The sequence below is a fragment of the Gemmatimonadaceae bacterium genome, assembly GCA_035633115.1.
In the GTDB taxonomy this organism is placed as follows: domain Bacteria; phylum Gemmatimonadota; class Gemmatimonadetes; order Gemmatimonadales; family Gemmatimonadaceae; genus UBA4720.
Map to the genome: position 1 here is coordinate 138,303 of DASQFN010000114.1, position 20,251 is coordinate 158,553.

Annotated in this window: 11 protein-coding genes; all 11 read left to right on the forward strand. The window is 61.2% G+C overall.

Translation table 11 applies throughout. The annotated features are described in order from the left end of the window. Positions 1-196: 196 nt before the first annotated feature. On the forward strand, positions 197-6,217 hold the full coding sequence (locus VES88_17260) for a HAMP domain-containing protein (protein ID HYN83230.1): 6,021 nt from the start codon (positions 197-199) through the stop codon (positions 6,215-6,217). After that, entirely contained in the window at positions 6,202-7,077 is an 876-nt protein-coding gene (locus VES88_17265) for a protein-glutamate O-methyltransferase CheR (protein HYN83231.1), read from the forward strand. Before VES88_17260 ends, VES88_17265 begins: the two co-directional genes overlap by 16 nt. After that, positions 7,074-7,676: a chemotaxis protein CheB gene (locus VES88_17270; protein HYN83232.1), complete on the forward strand. Its 603-nt coding sequence runs from the start codon at positions 7,074-7,076 to the stop codon at positions 7,674-7,676. The genes VES88_17265 and VES88_17270 overlap by 4 nt, the downstream gene beginning before the upstream one ends. Next, the gene (locus VES88_17275; GenBank protein HYN83233.1) at positions 7,673-8,956 is read left to right on the forward strand and encodes a hybrid sensor histidine kinase/response regulator; all 1,284 of its coding nucleotides are present in this window, start codon (positions 7,673-7,675) and stop codon (positions 8,954-8,956) included. Before VES88_17270 ends, VES88_17275 begins: the two co-directional genes overlap by 4 nt. Before the next feature lie 115 nt (positions 8,957-9,071). Further along, complete coding sequence (locus VES88_17280) at positions 9,072-9,560, forward strand: YMGG-like glycine zipper-containing protein (protein HYN83234.1); 489 nt, start codon at positions 9,072-9,074, stop codon at positions 9,558-9,560. Positions 9,561-9,986: 426 nt separating this feature from the next. Then, positions 9,987-12,785, forward strand: a complete 2,799-nt coding sequence (locus VES88_17285; protein ID HYN83235.1) for a 2-oxoglutarate dehydrogenase E1 component — start codon at positions 9,987-9,989, stop codon at positions 12,783-12,785. 31 nt (positions 12,786-12,816) lie between these two features. Next, positions 12,817-15,147, forward strand: a complete 2,331-nt coding sequence (locus VES88_17290) for a PIG-L family deacetylase (GenBank protein ID HYN83236.1) — start codon at positions 12,817-12,819, stop codon at positions 15,145-15,147. After that, positions 15,144-16,175 (forward strand): extracellular solute-binding protein, encoded by a 1,032-nt coding sequence (locus VES88_17295; GenBank protein ID HYN83237.1) that lies wholly within the window; start codon positions 15,144-15,146, stop codon positions 16,173-16,175. Before VES88_17290 ends, VES88_17295 begins: the two co-directional genes overlap by 4 nt. After that, complete coding sequence (locus tag VES88_17300) at positions 16,124-17,245, forward strand: ABC transporter ATP-binding protein (protein HYN83238.1); 1,122 nt, start codon at positions 16,124-16,126, stop codon at positions 17,243-17,245. The genes VES88_17295 and VES88_17300 overlap by 52 nt, the downstream gene beginning before the upstream one ends. Continuing rightward, a complete protein-coding gene (locus VES88_17305; protein ID HYN83239.1) occupies positions 17,245-18,915 on the forward strand; it encodes an iron ABC transporter permease in 1,671 nt (556 codons plus the stop codon). The genes VES88_17300 and VES88_17305 overlap by 1 nt, the downstream gene beginning before the upstream one ends. After that, positions 18,912-20,177 (forward strand): NAD(P)/FAD-dependent oxidoreductase, encoded by a 1,266-nt coding sequence (locus VES88_17310; GenBank protein ID HYN83240.1) that lies wholly within the window; start codon positions 18,912-18,914, stop codon positions 20,175-20,177. The genes VES88_17305 and VES88_17310 overlap by 4 nt, the downstream gene beginning before the upstream one ends. Positions 20,178-20,251: the final 74 nt, after the last annotated feature.

Sequence of the window (20,251 nt, forward strand, 5' to 3'; positions counted from 1 at the left end):
CTCTAATAGCGACAGCGCTTTAGCCGCAAGCCGTAGAAGCCTCCTCCTCAAATCGGGCCGTCCCCCTCTAGGAAGCGGTCTCACTTTTGAATACAGTAAATCCGATTAGGCCCTTGCGTCACTTGTCCCGCCTGCGGCCGCCCCCACTTCTCCGATTGAAGTGAGCGGACAGAAGACATTCACATCAGGAGATGCCGTGGAAATCGGCGATACAATCGACACCGAGCCAGAAACCGCGCCTGCGCAGCGGAAACGGCCAGGCCGTGGTGCCCTCTCCGACGGGGAGTCGGTGGAACGGAAACCAACCCGGCGCCGAAACGGATCGCGCGGAGTCACGCGGCGAAGTAATAACGGAGGCTCCGACGGCTCAGCGTCGAGCGCCGAGCTTCAGACCCTGCTTGCCGGGTTGCGTGACCTGCGCGACGGAGAGTTCGGAATCCGTCTGCCCAAGAGCACCGACCCGCTGATGTCCGCCATCGCCGATGCGTTCAACGGCATCGCCGAACGGAATGAGCGGCTCTCATCCGAGGTGATTCGCGTCGCAACGACGATTGGACGCGAGGGACAGATGCATGAGCGCGCATCGATCGGGCGTGCTACGGGCGGATGGGCGACGATGACGAGCTCGCTCAACTCGCTCATTGGCGATCTGGCGTCGCCAACAACAGAAGTCGCGCGAGTGCTCACCGCGGTAGCGGAAGGCGACCTGTCCCAGAAGATGGTTCTCGAGATCGACGGAAAAACCGTGCAGGGCGAGTTCCTGAGAATCGGAACCACGGTGAACAAGATGGTCGACCAACTCAGCGCGTTTGTATCGGAAGTGACGCGTGTCGCAAAGGAAGTGGGAACGGAAGGCAAGCTGGGCGGTCAGGCCCACGTCCCCGGTGTTGCCGGCACATGGAAGGATCTTACCGACAACGTAAATACGCTCGCCGGAAACCTCACGAGCCAGGTGCGCAACATCGCCGACGTTACGACGGCGGTCGCGAAGGGTGACCTGTCACGGAAGATCACCGTTGAAGCTCGCGGCGAGACCCTCGAGCTGAAGAACACCATCAACACGATGGTGGACCAGCTCAGCTCGTTTGCTTCAGAAGTAACGCGTGTGGCCCGCGAAGTGGGAACGGAAGGCCGGCTTGGTGGACAGGCTCAGGTGCCGGGTGTAGGCGGAACGTGGAAGGACCTCACCGACAACGTGAACACTCTGGCGGGTAACCTCACGAGCCAGGTGCGAAATATCGCGGACGTCACGACAGCCGTCGCCAAGGGCGACCTCAGTCGCAAAATCACAGTCGAAGTGCAGGGCGAAGTTCTCGAGCTCAAGAACACAATCAACACGATGGTGGACCAGCTCGGCGCGTTCGCCTCGGAAGTGACGCGTGTGGCGAAGGAAGTAGGCACGGAAGGGAAGCTCGGCGGTCAGGCGGAGGTGCCCGGAGTCGGCGGGACATGGAAGGACCTCACTGACAACGTGAACGCAATGGCGTCGAACCTCACCGGTCAGATCCGTAACATCGCGGACGTCACGACAGCGGTCGCCAAGGGCGACCTGTCACGCAAGATCACAGTCGACGTACAAGGCGAGATCCTGGAGCTCAAGAACACCATCAACGCGATGGTGGACTCGCTTCGAATCTTTGCCGGCGAAGTGACACGCGTGGCCAAGGAAGTAGGAACGGAAGGGAAGCTCGGTGGTCAGGCCGATGTGCCCGACGTCGCCGGCACGTGGAAGGATCTCACCGACAACGTGAACTTCATGGCATCGAACCTCACCGGCCAGGTGAGAAACATCGCCGACGTGACGACCGCGGTCGCGCGCGGCGATCTCAGCAGAAAGATCACGGCCGACGCGAAGGGCGAGATCCTCGAGCTGAAGAACACGATCAACATCATGGTCGACCAGCTGAGTGCCTTCGCCGCTGAAGTGACGCGTGTCGCGCGTGAGGTGGGAACGGAAGGAAAGCTGGGCGGTCAGGCGAACGTGCCGGGCGTTGCGGGCACGTGGAAGGATCTCACGGACAACGTGAACACGCTGGCCGGAAACCTCACGAGCCAGGTGCGTAACATCGCCGACGTTACGACGGCTGTCGCGAAGGGAGACCTGTCGCGGAAGATCACCGTCGAGGCGAGGGGCGAAACCCTCGAGCTCAAGAGCACCATCAATACGATGGTGGATCAGCTCAGCGCGTTCGCCGACGAAGTGACTCGTGTGGCAAAGGAAGTAGGAACGGAAGGAAAACTCGGCGGCCAGGCGAACGTGCCAGGGGTCGCGGGAACGTGGAAGGCACTGACGGACAACGTGAACGCCATGGCGTCGAACCTCACGAGTCAGATTCGAAACATCGCCGACGTAACAACCGCGGTGGCGAAGGGTGACCTGTCGCGAAAGATCACCGTCGACGTGCAGGGCGAGATTCTCGAGCTGAAGCAGACGATCAATACCATGGTCGACAGCCTTGGCGTGTTTGCGGGTGAGGTGACGCGCGTGGCGCGTGAAGTGGGAACTGAAGGACGTCTGGGCGGACAGGCGCAAGTGCCCGGAGTTGCAGGCACGTGGAAGGACCTCACCGACAACGTGAACTTCATGGCGTCGAACCTGACGGGTCAGGTGAGAAACATCGCCGACGTCACGACCGCGGTTGCGCGGGGCGATCTCTCGCGGAAGATGACGGTCGACGTGAAGGGCGAGATACTCGAGCTCAAGAACACCATCAACATCATGGTGGATCAGCTGAGCGGCTTCTCTTCCGAGGTTACGCGTGTCGCACGCGAAGTGGGAACTGAGGGTAAGCTCGGCGGCCAGGCCAACGTTCCGGGTGTAGCCGGCACCTGGAAGGATCTCACCGACAATGTGAACACTCTCGCCGGCAACCTCACCGGGCAGATTCGAAACATCGCTCTCGTAACGACAGCGGTTGCCCAGGGAGACTTGTCGCAGAAGATCACTGTCGAGGTGCGCGGCGAGATCCTCGAGCTCAAGAACACGATCAACGCGATGGTGGACTCACTTCGAGTCTTCGCGGACGAGGTAACACGCGTCGCGAAGGAAGTGGGAACCGAAGGCAAGCTGGGAGGGCAGGCCGAGGTTCCGGGAGCTGCCGGAACGTGGCGCGCTCTCACGGACAACGTGAATGCGATGGCCAACAGCCTCACTCTTCAGGTGCGAGCCATTGCCGATGTCGCCACGGCCGTCACGCGTGGCGATCTCTCGCGGCAGATCACGGTGGAGGCGCAGGGCGAGCTGGATCAGCTCAAGAACAACCTCAACCAGATGATCGCGAACCTCAAGGACACCACCGAGAAAAACACCGAGCAGGACTGGCTCAAGACCAACCTCGCGAAATTCTCGCGGATGATGCAGGGGCAGAAGGACCTCGAGTCAGTGTCGAAGCTCATCATGTCCGAGCTCACGCCTCTGGTATCCGCGCACCACGGCGCGTTCTACATCATGGATCGCGAGGACAACGCGCCGGTGCTGAAGCTCATCGCGAGCTACGCGTACAAGGAGCGGAAGCACGTTGGCAACCGCTTCCTCCTTGGCGAAGGGCTGGTCGGGCAGGCGGCGCTCGAGAAGAAGCCGATTCTGCTCACGAACATTCCGCCGGATTACATCTACATCACGTCCGGGCTAGGGGAAGCGGCGCCGCGCAACATTCTTGTGATGCCCGTTCTGTTCGAAGGCGAGGTCAAGGCGGTGATCGAGCTTGCGTCGTTCCTTCCCTTCAGCCAGATCCACCAGCTCTTCCTCGACCAGCTCGGCGAGAGCGTTGGCGTCGTGCTCAACATGATCGCCGCGAGCATGCGGACGAGTGAGCTGCTCGAGCAGTCGCAGAGCCTGACACAGGAGCTGCAGAGCCAGTCGCAGGAGCTGCAGCAGCAGCAGAGCGAGCTCAGGCGGTCCAACTCGGAGCTGGAAGCGCAGACGAAGTCGTTACGCGCATCCGAAGAGCTGCTCCGCGACCAGCAGGTCGAGCTGCAGCAGGTGAACGAAGAGCTCGAGGAAAAGGCGTCGCTGCTGGCCGAGCAGAACCGGAAGGTCGAGCAGAAAAACGACGAGGTGGAATCGGCGCGGGTTGCGCTCGAGGAGAAAGCCGAGCAGCTGGCAGTCAGCTCAAAGTACAAATCCGAGTTCCTCGCGAACATGTCGCACGAGCTTCGAACTCCGCTGAACAGCCTGTTGATCCTCTCAAAGCTTCTGACCGACAACAAAGATGGAAATCTCACGCCCAAGCAGGTGGAGTACGCTCAGACGATTCACTCGTCGGGCAGTGACCTGCTGTCGCTGATCAACGACGTTCTCGATCTGTCCAAGGTCGAGGCCGGAAAGATGGACGTGAATATCGTCGATGTCTCGATACTGGAGTTGAAGGACTCGCTCCATCGGGAGTTCGGCGCGATGGCGGATGAGAAGAAGCTTTCGTTCAGCATCGACGTCGGGTCCGACGTGCCGGCCGCGATTCATACAGACAGACAGCGTCTAGAACAGGTATTGAGAAACCTGTTGTCGAACGCATTCAAGTTCACCAACGAAGGTGGCGTGTCAGTTCAAATAAGGCGTGCGGACAAGGCCCGCCGGTTCGCGAACCCCGTGCTCGACAACAGTCCGGTCGTCGTCGCTTTTGCGGTGACGGACACCGGCCTCGGAATCCCGAAGGACAAGCAGCGACTGATTTTCGAGGCATTCCAGCAAGCCGACGGCACCACCAGCCGCCGGTTCGGCGGAACCGGCCTCGGACTATCGATCAGCCGGGAGATTGCGCGGCTGATCGGGGGCGAGATTCGCGTCGAGAGCGTACTGAACAAAGGCAGCACGTTCACACTTTTCCTGCCGGTGTCCTACACGGATCCAAATCCGAATCGCGCGCGCTCGACGGAATCGAGCGCACCCGACACAAGGTTCACGGACGCTTCTCCCGGGTCTCGAGCCCGTGCGAATCCAACGTGGCGGCCGACACCTCCACGAGGCATTCCTCCCGCACAGCCCGATCGCCGGGCGCGACAATATGTCGTAGAAGACGATCACGAGACGATCGAGGCGGGCGACCGGACCGTGCTCATCGTCGAGAACGACGTGAGCTTCGCGAAAATCCTGCTCGGAATGGCTCGTGAGAAAGACTTCAAGGGAATCGTTGCCCTCGATGGCGACAGCGGTCTGGCGGCGGCGCAGGAGTACCGTCCCGACGCGATCACCCTAGACATCGACATGCCCGGAATGGATGGACTCAAGGTTCTGGAGCGCCTGAAGCGGAATCCTCATACACGCCACATCCCCGTCCACATCATCAGTGGAATCGAGCGCAGGCAGCAGGGACTCAAGGCCGGCGCCATGGCGTACCTCGCAAAGCCGGTCAGCAAAGAAGCGCTCGAGCAAGCGTTCGCGCGAATCTCGCATTTCATCGCGGATATCCCGAAGCATCTGCTGGTCGTAGAGGACGATCCGAACCAGCGGCAGGCGATAGTCGAGCTCATCGACCACGAGGACGTCGAGATCACTGCCGTCGATTCAGCCGAGGCGGCGCTCGAGCAGCTGTCGTCGGAGAAGCATTTCGACTGCGTCGTGCTGGATCTCGGGCTGCGTGACATGAGCGGCTTCGATTTCCTGGAAAAGGTGAAATCCGACCCCACGAAGACCGACCTGCCGATCATCGTCTACACGGGGAAACAGCTGACGGGTGCGGAGGAGACCCGGGTCAAGAAGTATGCGGAAACGATAATCGTGAAGGACGTCAGGTCTCCTGAGCGGCTGCTCGACGAGACCGCGCTGTTCCTGCACCGCGTGGAGGCAAAGCTCCCGGAGAAAAAGCGCAGGATGCTCGAGCAGCTCCATGACTCCGACGCTGTCGTGGCGGGAAAGAAGGTCCTGATCGTGGACGACGATGTGCGCAATATTTTTTCACTGACCAGTGTGCTCGAAGACCACGGTATGGATGTCCGGTTCGCCGAGAACGGAAAGGATGCGATCGCCGCACTCGAGGAAGATCCGAACGTTGACGTCGTGCTGATGGATGTGATGATGCCGGAGATGGACGGCTACGAGACCATGAGGGCGATCAGAGAGAAGCCCGAGTTCAAATCGCTTCCGATCATCGCGCTAACCGCCAAGGCGATGAAGGGCGATCGCGAGAAATGCATCGCTGCCGGTGCTTCCGACTACATCATGAAGCCGGTGGACACCGATCAGCTCATCTCATTGTTACGGGTGTGGCTGTACAAGTAGACGACCGGCTACCGGGAGCCACAGGAACACCGGCGCAGTACGATCCGGATCTGGAGCAGCTCGAGGTGGAGCTCCTCCTCGCCGGCGTTTTCAAGCAGTATGGCTTCGATTTCAGGTCCTACGCCTACGCATCGATCAGGCGGCGGTTGTGGAAGAGAATCGAGGCCGAGGGACTGACGACGATCAGCGGGCTTCAGGAACGCGTGCTGCACGAACCGGCGATGATGGAGCGATTGCTGCTCGACCTCTCCATCAACGTTACGGCGATGTTCCGGGATCCCGGATTCTATAAGGTGTTTCGTGAGCAGGTTGTGCCAGCGCTGCGGACGTATCCCTTCATCCGCTTGTGGCACGCCGGGTGCGCGACGGGCGAGGAAGTCTATTCCATGACGATGCTGCTCGGGGAGGAGGGACTCTACGAGAGGTCACGGATCTACGCCACGGACATCAACGAGGTGGTGCTGCAGAAAGCGAAGGCGGGAATCTTTCCGATCGAACGAATGCAGGAGTACACGGAGAACTACATTGCCGCCGGCGGAAAGCGGGCTTTCTCGGACTACTACATCGCGAAATACGGAGGGGCGCTTTTTTCTCCAGCTCTCACGCGCAATGTCGTCTTCTCCCAGCACAACCTCGTTACGGACAGCTCCTTCAGTGAATTCAACGTGATTCTGTGCCGTAATGTGCTCATCTACTTCGACAAGTCGCTTCAGGCGCGGGTGCACGAGCTCTTCTACAACAGCCTCGCAATGTTCGGAGTTCTCGCGCTCGGCAGCAGGGAATCGCTACGTTTCTCGCCGTATGAGGACTCCTACGAGCAGATCAATGGGCCGGAAAAGATTTATCGGAAGGTGCAATGATCAGGGAGGGAACGCCGATCGTGGTCGTTGGTGCGTCATGGGGCGGACTGGCTGCGTTGAACTGTCTCATTGGCGGGCTGCCGGCCGATTTCGGAGCGCCCTTAACGATCGTGCAGCACCGTAGCCGTCACGCGGACAATCTCCTCGCGTCGCTGCTGCAGGATGTGACCCCCCTTCCAGTCGTGGAGATCGAGGACAAGGAGCCGCTTGTTCCGGGCAGTATCTACATCGCGCCCGCCAACTATCACGTGCTCTTTGAAGATGGCCACCTCTCACTGACGACGGACCCCCTCGTTCGCTTCAGTCGCCCGTCCATCGACGTGACGTTCGTCTCCGCGGCCGACACGTATCTGAGTTCGGCCATCGGCGTTGTCCTCACCGGCGCGAACGACGACGGCGCCAGAGGGCTGCGGCATATCGTCGATCGCGGCGGCCGCGCAGTGGTGCAGGACCCTGCAACGGCCGAAAGCCCGGTCATGCCTAACGCGGCGCAAAGAGCCGTTCCCGAAGCCGACGTGGTTCCACTGGAGAAGCTGGCTGAGCATCTCGTCCGGATCGTCAGTCGCAAAGGTGCGCGACCGAGGAAAGCTGCGCTATGACGTCCGACCAGCGCGTCAAGATTCTCCTCGTCGACGACCGCCCCGAGAATCTTCTCGCTCTCGAGGCTATCCTGGAGCCCCTCGGACAGATCCTCGTCTGCGCACACTCGGGCGAGGAAGCATTGAAATGCGTGCTCCAGCATGACTTCGCCGCCATCCTGCTCGATGTGCAGATGCCCGAAATGAACGGGTTCGATGCAGCGCAGATCATAAAATCGCGCGAGAAGTCACGCTTCATCCCGATCATCTTCCTGAGCGCAATCAGCAAGGAGGACGCGTACGTCTTCAAGGGATACTCGATGGGCGCTGTCGATTACGTGTTCAAGCCCTTCAACCCCGACGTTTTGAGGTCGAAGGTCGCAGTGTTCGTGGACCTTTACCTGAAGCAGGAACAGATCAAGGAGCAGGCGGAGCTGCTGGCGGAGAGCGAGCGCCGCGAGCTCGAGCTTCAGCATCGAGCGGAGCTGCTGGAATCCGAGGCGAGGTCAGCAGCTCAGCTCGCGGAGCTGAACAATCAGCTGCACAACAGACAGCTCGAGCTCGAGCAGGCAATGGGAGTGCGGAACCGTTTTTACGCGTCGATGAGTCACGAGCTGCGCACTCCAATCAACGCGGTCATCGGGTACAGCACACTGCTGATCGACAACATCTACGGGCCCTTGAATGAGAAGCAGCGCGAGGGTCTGCAGCGGACGCTGAAGGCCGCCCGGCACCTCCTCGAGCTGGTCAATGACGTTCTCGACTTGTCGAAGATCGAGGCCGGGAAAATCGAGCTGGCGCTTCAGCCAGTAAACGTGTCGACACTGATCGAGGACCTTTTCATCACTGTTCGTCCGCTCGCCGACGAGTACGGGTCGCAGCTCTCGTTCGAGGCGCCGCCCGAGCCGCTCACAGTGACAACGGATCCCCGCCGCGTGAGACAGATACTGCTGAATCTTCTTTCGAACGCAATCAAGTTCGGCAAGAAGCAGCCAATCAAGGTCAGCTGCGCACGTACCGACGCCGGTGGGGTAACAATCAGTGTGATCGACAAGGGCGAGGGCATCTCTGAAGAAGACAGGGCCCGCGTCTTCGAGGAGTTCGTCCAGGTGTCACCTACTCAGCAGCCTGGTACCGGACTGGGACTCCCGATTTCCCGGAGATTGGCAATCCTGCTGGACGGCGCTCTCGAGATGGAGTCGATTCTTGGAGAAGGAAGCGTCTTCACGCTCACACTGCCCGCAGAAGCGACGCCCCGGAGCATCGACGTAGACGAGTTTTCGACGGCTACAGCGGCCTGAAACAGGGCCTCCCGGCGACCCCTAAAAAGAGGCCTTTACGACGGCCCGGCTGGCACGGTCCCTGCCCTATACCGTAGTCTGGGCGCGTTGAGCGGCCAACAATTCAGGAGGAATAATGAGATTTAATCGAATGCTTATCCTGGTTCCGGCGGCCATATTGGCGGCCGCCTGCGGCCGTGATGATAGCAACAAGCGCGTGGATGAAGCGTTGAACTCCGATCTGTCGCTGGCGGCACAGGCCCGCCCGTACACGGCGTTGGACAGCATCTCCATGGCTGAGCGTGCAGCAATTGCTTCGGGCATCGCGCCCGTAGGGTACATCGGCGGACAGCCGGTCTACTCGACTCCTCGTACGACGGTGCAGACGAGCGCTCCGGTAAGACGTACGAGCACAAGGCGGTCTTCGGGAACCGTTTATTCGGCTCCTCGGCCGACGAGGATCATCAAGCACACCAAGCGTGATGCCGCGATTGGTGCAGCTGCGGGTGCCGCGATCGGTGCCGTTACCAGCCGCGACAAACTCAAGGGCGCGGTTATCGGCGGTCTCGCCGGCGCAGTGCTCGGTGGAGTCATTGGAAACAACGTCGACGTGCAGAGGCGCTAACTCTGCCGACGGCTGATCAAAGCGCCCCGCATCTCTCTGAGATGCGGGGCGTTTTTGTTTGCCGATATGGCAACCAAATCGCTTGGAAGACGCTCACGTTCCGCTTCCTAAAACAGCCCTTGAGTGTCTATTCTCGGCGTCCTCTGGGCAGGACATTCGGCCTCTTTCGCCTGAAATATTTGTGAGCTTGCCACAGAATCACAGAACCACAGAAAAAGCCAGTCTGCCTAGCGGGCGCCATTCTCAACTCATTCGAAAATGACGTCCTGCTTCTTTGGGGAACTGCAACTGCAAACAGTTCGCGGAATCGAGTGCTGTTCCAAAGTCCCTGCAGTCTTCTGTGTTTCTGTGTTTCTGTGGCAAGCTCACAGATCCCGGTCTGAACAGAGGATACGGGGCACGCGCGAGTCGCGTTAAATTAGGCGCATGTCAGCGGACCCGATCACCAGCGTCTTCAATGATGGCTACATAGCCGAGGTGTACGAGGCGTACCGGCGCGATCCTGCCTCTGTAGAGGAATCGTGGCGCCAGTTCTTTCGGTTCGCGGAGTCACTTGGCGCCATCGCGGCCCCAGGGCCCACCGCTGTCCCGGCCGGCCCGACCTCGCGGGCGGTGGACTCCGATCTCCTCAGAAAAGTCGCCGGCGCCGCGGAGCTCGTTGACTCGATTCGCGCATACGGACATCTCGCCGCCGAGATAGATCCGCTCGGCACGCGGCCGCCCGGCACTCCGGAGCTGACGCCGGAGTTCCACGGGATAACCGAGGCCGATCTCGCACTTATTCCAGGCAGCGCCCTCGGTACCTCGGAGTCGACCGCCGCGGAAACAGTCGCGCGGCTGCGGCACCTCTATTCATCCAATGTCGGATTCGAATTCGACCACCTCGGCGCGGCCACTGAGCGTGAATGGATACGCCATGAGATCGAGAGCGGACGAATCCAGCAACCGCTGAGCGGCGAGGAAAAGAAGGCGATTCTCCGCCGGCTCACGCAGGTTGACGCGCTCGAGCGCTTCCTTGGACGCGTATACCAGGGCCACAAGCGATTCTCGGTCGAAGGCACCGACATGCTCGTGCCGATGCTCGACGTGTCGATCGACATGGCGGCCGCCTACGGCGCGAAGGAAGTCAGCATCGCAATGGCGCATCGCGGCCGCATCAATGTGCTGGCGCACATTCTCGGAAAGGCCTACAGGACTATCTTCGGGGAATTCGAAGGGAAACACGCACTCGACAACGCCGAAAGCGAGACGGGTGACGTCAAGTACCATCTGGGCGCAAAGGGGCGACGCCAGGTTCTGGGTGGACGCGAGATACTCGTGTCGCTGCTGCCAAATCCCAGTCACCTCGAATTCGTGAATCCGGTTCTGCAGGGCGCGACACGCGCACGGCAGGATCTGCTCGCGACCGGAAGCGAGCGCGACGAATCATCAGTCGTTCCAATCGCCATTCACGGGGACGCGGCGTTTCCGGGTGAAGGCGTAGTCGCCGAGACTCTCAACCTGTCGCGCCTTCGCGGGTACCGTGTCGGTGGAACCCTTCACATCATTACCAACAATCAGGTCGGGTTCACCACTGATCCGTCAGATGGACGCTCGACGCGCTATGCGAGCGATCTGGCGAAGGGCTTTGAAGTTCCCATCGTGCACGTCAACGCCGAGCACGCGGACGCATGTGTGCGCGTCGCGCGCCTCGCCGTCGAGTATCGCGCGAAATTCGCCAAGGATTTCCTCATCGATCTCGTCGGGTACCGGAGGCACGGACACAACGAGACCGACGAGCCATCCTTCACACAGCCTGCGCTGTACAACCAGATACGCGCGCACCCGTCGACCCGCGAGGTGTGGGGCAGCCGGCTGGTTGCGGAAGGGGTGATGACCGAGGAAGAGGTCGCTGCGCTCGACGCCGATATCACCGGAAAATTCGAAATGATTCAGAGCTCGGCGACGCCGGCTGACGGAGAGAGTGAGGATCAGGACGTAATTCCTGAAGATGAGCTGGATGAAGCAGGATCCATTAGGACCAGACAAGCACCGCGCGCCGATCAGCTCATTGCCCTCAACGAGCAGCTGCTCGCGTGGCCGCAGACGATCAAGCCGAATGCAAAGCTCGCGAAGACGCTGCAGCGCCGGCGTGAAGCGATGGGCGAAGCAGGCGGAATTGACTGGGGCCACGCCGAGACGCTGGCTTTCGCGTCGCTCGTTGCCGAAGGGGCCACCGTGCGCATCACCGGTCAGGACGTCGAGCGCGGGACGTTCTCACATCGCCAGTCGGTGCTGCACGATGTGGAGACTGGCGAGGTGTACACACCGCTCAGTCATCTCCCCGAGGCCTCCGGGAAGTTCGAGGTCTGCAACAGTCCGCTGTCAGAGACTGCGGCGCTCGGATTCGAGTATGGCTTCAGCGTGGTGAGACCGGATGCCCTGGTATTGTGGGAAGCGCAGTTTGGGGATTTCGTGAACGTTGCCCAGCCGATCATCGATCAATTCATCGCATCCGATCGTGCAAAATGGGGTCAAGACTCGTCTGTGGTCATGCTCCTCCCGCATGGATATGAAGGGCAGGGCCCTGAGCACTCGAGTGCCCGCCTCGAGCGGTTCCTGCAGCTTTGCGCCGACGGCAACATGCGTGTCGCATATCCGTCGACGCCCGCCCAGTATTTTCACATTCTCCGCCGGCAGGCAGGAGTAGCGCAAAGACGCCCGCTGGTTCTGATGCAGCCGAAGAGTCTGCTGCGACTGCCTGAGGCAGCGTCGAAGCTTCACGAACTTACGGACGGTCGCTTTCAGACGGTAATCGACGACGTGGTTGCGGGCGAAGCACGCGAGGCGGTGACGCGGCTCGTTTTCTGTACCGGAAAGATCTATTACGATCTCATCTCACAACGGAAGCCTCATGTCGCGGTGGTTCGCGTCGAGGAGATCTACCCGTGGCCGCACGATGAAGTAGCGCGAATCGTGGATCTCTATCCCGCGGCTGCTGAAGTCGTCTGGGCACAGGAAGAGCCGAAGAACATGGGAGCGTGGAGCTATGTCTCGCCGCGCTTGCGTGTATCGACTGGCAACGCGATGATCGTGCGCTACATCGGCCGCCCGGAGCGCGCGAGTCCGGCCGAAGGCTACGCATCGGCGCACAAAGCAGAGCAGGAGCGGATAATCGCGGAAGTGACTGCTGAGCGTCCTGAGCCTGCAGGCGCGAAAAGACGCGGCGCCGCGGTCACCTCATAGCAGCTCCGGTCTCGTCCAACCGATTGAATTGATGAAGCGAGTTCTGTTCGCCGTTGTGGCTGCAATGTCGGCTGTCGCGCCGTGCAGCGTCGCTGCGCAGCAGCGCGGAGCGAATGCTCCAGCCTCGGCGCGCAATACCGCGCCGACCGAGCGATTACGGGTTCTCTGGGTTGCAGCGCATCCGGACGATGAGGACACACAGCTTCTGACGTGGCTGTCCCGGAGCGGCCGGGCCGAGGCTGCATACCTGTCGCTGACGCGTGGCGACGGCGGTCAGAATCTCATCGGCAACGAGCTCGGCGAGCAGCTCGGAATCATCCGCACCGAAGAGCTGCTGGCGGCGCGGCGGGTTGACGGGGCTCGCCAGTACTTCACTCGAGCGTACGATTTCGGATTCTCGAAAACGGCAGCCGAGACCTACAACCACTGGCCGAAGGATTCGGTACTCGGGGATGTCGTGACGGTCGTGCGCGCCTTCAGGCCGCACATAATCATGACGACGTTTTCGGGCACTCCAACAGATGGCCACGGGCAGCACCAGGTATCGGCGTTTCTGGCAAAGGAGGCATACAATTCCGCAGCCGCTGACACTGTACGGTTTCCAGCTCGCACATTCGGTGCGCCATGGACGCCGCTAAAATTCTATCGTTTCGCCCGCTTTTCCCCGGAAGGCACGACAATTCGCGTGAACGTCGGGGAGTACAACGCCAGGCTCGGCAAGTCGTACGCGGAAATCGCCGCCGAGAGCCGCTCGCAGCACAAATCGCAGGGATTCGGAACGCTGGTGCGGAAGGGAGTGGTCTGGGATCTATTGCGCCGCGACGCCACACGGGTAAACGCGAACACAGCGCCGAAGGACGAGCGATCGATATTCGATGGTTTGGAGAGCGTCGCGCGCACTACAGCCGCAACCGTCGATGAGCGACTGGCGGAGCCGAACGTGACGGTCGAGGCGGTATCAGACCGGCGGGTAGTTGCAACCGGCGACAGCGCCCGCGTCACCGTGTCAGTCTTCAACCGCAGTCCGGTGCGGATCACGGCGCGTCCCGGATGGCCCGGCGCGGCCGCAGGCTCGGTGGTCGCCATCCTGCCCGACAGCAGCTACAAATGGACGATGTACGTGCGAGGAAGCCAGATCACGCAGCCGTGGTGGCTGGCGACGCCGCGAAATGGTGATCTCTTTTCTCCCGAGATAGGCCCTCTTTCGGAAGACGAGCGCCAGAAGCAGAGCTGGCTCAGCGTGGCTGTGTGCGCGAGCGATGCGAGCTGCGTCACTCACCGGACAGCAGTCGTCTATCATTTCGTCGATCTCGTGCAGGGCGACATTCAGCGCCCAATTGCTGTTGTTCCGCCAATCAGCATCACGCTGGAGCATCCCCTCGAGCTCGCACGAGCTGGTATTCCGTTCGATCGGTTTCTGACTGTCACCGTGAGATCGGCGCTGACTTCTCGAAAATCTGTGGTGGTGTCGCTCTCACTGCCCAGCGGACTCACTGCCGATTCGGCGCAACGGACGATTACGGTTGACTCGGCCGGGACGCGTGCCGTGACGTTTCGCGTCCGCGGCAGACTTCCGGCAGGAACGCACACGATCGCAGCGAGTGCCGCCACGGATGGAATTACAAGCCGCATCGGATACATACCGATCGACTATGAGCATATCACGCCCGAGCGTCAGTATCGCGACGCCACGCTTGCGATCAGGACAGTCGACGTCGCAGTGCCTCCCGGTCTTCGTGTGGCCTATATCGCGGGTGTAGGTGACAATGTTGCTCCCGCGCTGAGGCAGCTCGGAATTCCGGTCACGATGGTTTTGCCCTCGGAGATTCCGGCTACGGATCTGTCGTCGTTCACGACAGTTGTTGTCGGGCCGCGTGCGTATCAAGCCATGAGAGAGCTGATCGACAACAACGAGTACCTGCTGTCGTACGCGAGAAACGGCGGCACATTGGTGGTTCAATACGGTCAATACGAGATGACGCGGCCGGGTGTGATGCCCTATCCGATCACGATTTCACGTCCTCACGACCGTGTAGCTGAGGAGAATGCGGCAGTGACGGTGCTCGAGCCTTCTTCGCGTGCATTCAGCTCACCCAATCGAATCACGAGCGCGGATTACGAGGGCTGGGTACAGGAGCGCGCGCTATACATGCCGCGCACGTTCGATCCGGCGTATCGCCCGCTCCTCTCGATGAGCGATTCGGGTGAGCAGCCGAATCGTGGTGCCATCCTCGTCACGCCGTATGGAAAAGGAATGTACGTGTACACGACGCTCGCGTTCTTCCGCCAGCTTCCGGCCGGTGTCAGCGGCGCCACACGCCTGTTCGTGAATCTCCTCTCGCTCAAGGGCGACGGCAGATGAGACTCGGGCCGGCAGTTGCGCTTGGTCTGCTGTCGGCGCTCGCATGTTCCAGCGATAACCGGACGGTCCTCATTGTCTACTCCCCTCACGGGAAGGAGCTGCTGCAGTATTCCGAGAAGGAGTTCGAGAAAGCACATCCGGAGATCGACGTACAGTGGGTGGACATGGGCTCGCAGGAGGTCCTCGACCGGGTCCGCGCTGAGAAGGACAATCCACAGGGAGACGTATGGTTTGGCGCGCCGGCGGAGGCATTCGACAGGGCGACGCGTGAGAACCTGCTCGAGCCCTACGTCCCGAGCTGGTCGAATGCGATCAGCGTAGAGGGCCGGGAAAATGGCGATCACTGGTACGGGACGTATTTGACGCCCGAAGTCATTGCCTACAACACCGAGGCTGTCTCTGCGGCAGAGGCACCGAAGGATTGGGACGAAGTTCTCGATCCGAAGTGGAAGGGCAAGATTCTAATCCGTGATCCGATTGCGTCTGGCACGATGCGCGCGATTTTTGGAGCGATCGTCGCGCGCTCAGTCGCGAGGACCGGCAGCCCGGAAGCAGGATACGAATGGCTGCGTAAGCTCGACGCCAGTACCCGCGAGTACGTGCTCAACCCGACGATTCTCTATCAGAAGCTCGGCCGACAGGAAGGTATTATCACGTTGTGGGACATGCCGGATATCGCAACGCTGAAGCAGCGGACCGGGATTCCGGTCGACTACGTGATTCCGTCCAGCGGCACGCCCGTTCTCGTGGACGGAATTGCCATCGTGAAGGGAACGAAGCATCCAAAGGAAGCTCGGCTCTACTACGAGTTCGTGACGACGCCCGAGGCGCTGAAGGCCGCAGCCGAGCAGTTCCTCAGGATCCCCGCACGTACGGACATTCCCGTATCCTCGCTGCCGAAATGGATTCAGGAAGCGAAGGCGGAGATCAAGCCGATGGCTGTGGATCGGCGGGTGATGGCCGAGCATCTTGACGAGTGGATGAAGTACTGGGACACGAACATCAGGAATCGCGGGCGCAGGCAGTGACCGCCGGCGCGCTAGCGCTGAAAGGCGTCACGCGGCGCTTCGGAGACCACACGGCCGTTGACGACGTTTCGCTGGATATCGCAGCCGGCGAGCTGCTGGCGCTGATCGGTGCCTCGGGGTCGGGGAAGACCACCACTCTGAGAATTGTCGCCGGCTATGAAGTACCAGATGCCGGAAGGGTTATGCTCGACGGCCGCGACATCACCGCGCTCCCCCCGCAGAAACGCGGCTTCGGCATGGTGTTTCAGCACTACGCGCTGTTCCCCCACATGCCGGTGGAAGACAATGTCGCGTTCGGCCTGGAAGCGCGCGGCATCCCAAAGGCAAAGCGCCTCGACCGCGCTCGTAATGCACTCGAGTCGGTCGGCCTCGGCAGCGCCGGCAAGCGTGGAATCCAGTCGTTATCGGGAGGTGAGCAGCAGCGTGTAGCGCTCGCTCGCGCGCTGGTGATCGAGCCCCAGGTACTCCTGCTCGACGAGCCCCTTTCGAATCTGGATCCGACGCTCCGCCAGACGACGCGCGATGATCTGCGCGCGATGCTACACCGCGTCGGTGTGTCGGCGTTGTTCGTGACGCACGACCAGGAGGATGCGTTCGCAATCGCCGATCGCATTGCGGTGATCAGGCGGGGGAAGCTTCTCCAGGTGGGAACTCCGGAAGACCTCTATGACAGGCCGGCATCGCTCGGCGTCGCGAGATTCATCGGGCGGTCGACGATTCTGCCGGCGGAGCCGCTGGGTTCCAGCGAGGACAGAGCTGCGGTGACCATCGGAGGAGTGAAGCGGGAGTTCTCGGTGACGCGACCGCCGAACGCAAAATCAATGAGTCGCGAGCTGCGCGTGGTGCTGCGCCCGGATGCTCTGGATCTCCTTCCACCCGACGCTGACGGCGCGTGGACCGGCGAGGTTGCAACGCGCCGATTCGCGGGCGGAAACGCGGTTTATCGCGTGAAGATGGCCGACAACATCGTGATGGAAGTGGAATCACGCGTAATGAGCGTTCGTGAGGGTGAAAGGGTTGGCGTCGGTGTTTCGCGCGAGCCGTTGCCGGTGGTCGAGGCAGAGGCGTAGTGAACCGCGGCGCGCGCGTCATTCCCAGACCACAGAAGAGCTGGCTGCTCTCGCTGCCGGTTCTGGCGATTCTGCTATGGACCGTCGTCTACCCCAACGCTGCGGTGATCGCGGGAAGCTTCGAGAACGGACTGGGCCACTGGCGTGAATTTGCCGCGAGCCGGTCGGAGCGAGAGGCACTGACGACCACGTTGATCATCTCATTCGCGTCGGTGGTGGCGTCATTGCTGATCGGCGTGCCGCTGGCGTTTCTGCTCGGGCGATTCGAGTTCCCGGGGCGCAGAATCCTGCGTGCCGTGGCAACGCTTCCCGCCGCGCTTCCGCCGCTCGTTGGCGTGATCGCGTTTCTGTTTCTCTATGGTGAGAGCGGGCTCGTAACGCGCGGAATCCAGCGGACACTGGGTTTGTTGGAGGCACCGTGGCGGCTCACGGGCGTCTGGGCGATAATCTTCGTGCACGCGTACACGATGTACGTGTACGTCTTTCTGTTCGTCTCCGCCGGTCTCGAGCGCTTCGACACGACCCTCGAGGAAGCAGCCGCCGGACTTGGCGCGAGCTCGTGGCAGAGGCTGCGGCGAGTGACTCTCCCGCTGCTGATGCCGGCTATCGCCGGCTCGATGCTGCTCGTGTTCATGACAGCGCTCGGCTCATTCTCGGCGCCTTACGTGTTTGGTGGAGGCATCCGCGTGCTGTCGACGCAGATCGTCGCGTCCAAAATCAACGGAGAGCTTGGGCTAGCCTATGTCGAGACGACGGTGCTGGCTATCAGTGCCGTCGCGGGACTGGCGTTGTTCCGGTGGCTCGAGCGAAAGCGGAAGTACACGTCCGCCGGCAAGGGCTCGGCCACCCGTCGCGTAATTCAGTCACGCCGCGCGAAAGTCGTGGCACTGACTCTGGCAGTGATCACCGTGCTCATTCTGGTGCTGCCACATCTGATGGTGGTGCTCGTGTCGTTCGCGCGCGACGGAACATGGACGACGCAGGTCATTCCTCCGGAGTACACGCTGGAGAATTATCGGCGGCTGTTCTCGGAACCGCAGCTCTGGCGCCCGATCGCGAACAGCGTTTCGATGGCGCTCATCGCGACGGCGGCGAACGTTGTCGTGTGCTTCGTCGCGGCGTATCTGATCGTTCTGAGAGAGTTCAGCGGTCGCCGTCTGCTCGAAATATTAGTTGCGCTCCCGTGGGCTATTCCCGCGACGGCAATTGCGCTAGGGCTGGCGGCGACGTTCAACCAGAACGACCTGGCGACAGCCAGATTGCTGATAGTTGGGACGTTCTGGATTCTTCCGCTCGCCTACTTCATTCGAGACATACCTCTGGTTGCGACGGCGGTGGAGGGCTCGCTCAGGCAGATGGACCCGTCGCTCGAGGATGCGGCCCGCGGGCTCGGTGCTTCGTGGTGGCTGACGATGCGTCGCGTGGTGCTCCCTGCGGCGCGGCCTGGGCTGGTTGCTGGTGCATTGTTAGCGGCCGTGACTGCTGTCGGCGAGTTCGTGGCGAGCGTTGTCCTCTATACGCATGCCAACCGGCCCATCTCCATCGAGATCCTGGCGCAGCTGAGAGCGCTCGCCTTCGGAACCGCCGCAGCCTACAGCGTGCTGCTGATTGTGCTCGTCCTGTTGATGACCCTCACCGCGCGCACGCTCGAGGAGAGAATCGCAAGTTGAAGAGGCACATCATCATCATTGGCGGAGGTTTTGGAGGACTCACTGCAGCGCGGACGCTGCGCAACGTGTACGCCGACATCACGGTCATCGACCGGACGAATCATCACCTCTTTCAGCCGCTGCTCTATCAGGTTGCGACGGCTTCACTCGCTCCGAGCGATATTGCGGCCCCGATCCGGTGGATACTGCGCCGGCAGCAGAACACCTCGGTAATCCTCGGGGAGGTGAAGACCGTGGATGCCGCGCGAAAGGTCGTCGGCCTCGACGACGGCCGCGAGATCGCTTACGACTATCTCATCCTGGCCGCCGGGTCGCGACATGCCTATTTCGGGCACGACGAGTGGGAGCCGCTGGCGCCGGGACTGAAGGCTATCGAAGATGCCTCGGAGATGCGACGGCGGTTCCTGCTGGCGTTCGAGCGCGCGGAGACATCGACAAGAGATGCCGAGAGGGATGCATTGCTGACTTTCGTAATCGTGGGAGGCGGACCGACGGGCGTCGAGCTGTCCGGCGCACTGCCGACCATCGCGCGGAAGGCACTGTACAGGGAATACCGTCACATCGACACGCGCACGACACGGGTGATCCTCCTCGAAGGCGGTCCCAGGATTCTTCCGTCCTTTCCTGAATCGCTGGCGAGAACGGCGCACCGAAACCTTGGCGAACTGGGTGTCGAAGTGCGCACACACTCGGTGGTGACCCGCATCGAGCCCGAAGCAGTGTACGTCGGAGATGAGCGGATACCCACTTGCACCGTGTTCTGGGCAGCGGGGAATGCGGCATCGCCGCTAGGAAAAACTCTGGGCGTTCCAATGGACGGAGCGGGCCGGATCAGAGTCGAGGCGGACCTCTCAGTTCCCGGCCACTGTGAAGTCTTCGTCGCCGGCGACATGGCGCTGGTAGAGCGCGGTGAGAAGCCACCGGTGCCGGGCGTCGCTCCCGCAGCGAACCAGGAGGGCCGGACTGCCGCACAAAACGTCATGCGCCTGATGCGCGGAGAGCCCACAAAGCCATTCCGCTACAGCAACAAGGGCGACCTCGCGGTGATCGGGCGATCACGCGCGATTGCCGATCTCGGAAGGATTCACTTCACCGGCCGTCCGGCGTGGCTCTTCTGGTTGACGTTACACATCATGTATCTGGTGGGCTTCCGAAACCGGTTGAGTGTCCTGCTTCAGTGGGTATATGGCTACTTCACCTACCAGCGCGGGGTGCGGGTAATCACCAACCGCGAGCGAGACCCGCCCGCTAGGCCTGCGTAGTGAGTAGCTTGGCGCAGTGATACGTCTTGGAGAGTCGGCAAAGTTTGCAGCGTGCCTGCGACTTTTCGTGATGC

Excerpts from the sequence above, each read along its gene's own strand:
- VES88_17275 (HYN83233.1), top strand. The coding sequence starts at position 7,673 with ATGACGTCCGACCAGCGCGTCAAGATTCTCCTCGTCGACGACCGCCCC.
- VES88_17285 (HYN83235.1), top strand. The coding sequence starts at position 9,987 with ATGTCAGCGGACCCGATCACCAGCGTCTTCAATGATGGCTACATAGCC.
- VES88_17270 (HYN83232.1), top strand. The coding sequence starts at position 7,074 with ATGATCAGGGAGGGAACGCCGATCGTGGTCGTTGGTGCGTCATGGGGC.
- VES88_17295 (HYN83237.1), top strand. The coding sequence starts at position 15,144 with ATGAGACTCGGGCCGGCAGTTGCGCTTGGTCTGCTGTCGGCGCTCGCA.
- VES88_17280 (HYN83234.1), top strand. The coding sequence starts at position 9,072 with ATGAGATTTAATCGAATGCTTATCCTGGTTCCGGCGGCCATATTGGCG.
- VES88_17290 (HYN83236.1), top strand. The coding sequence starts at position 12,817 with ATGAAGCGAGTTCTGTTCGCCGTTGTGGCTGCAATGTCGGCTGTCGCG.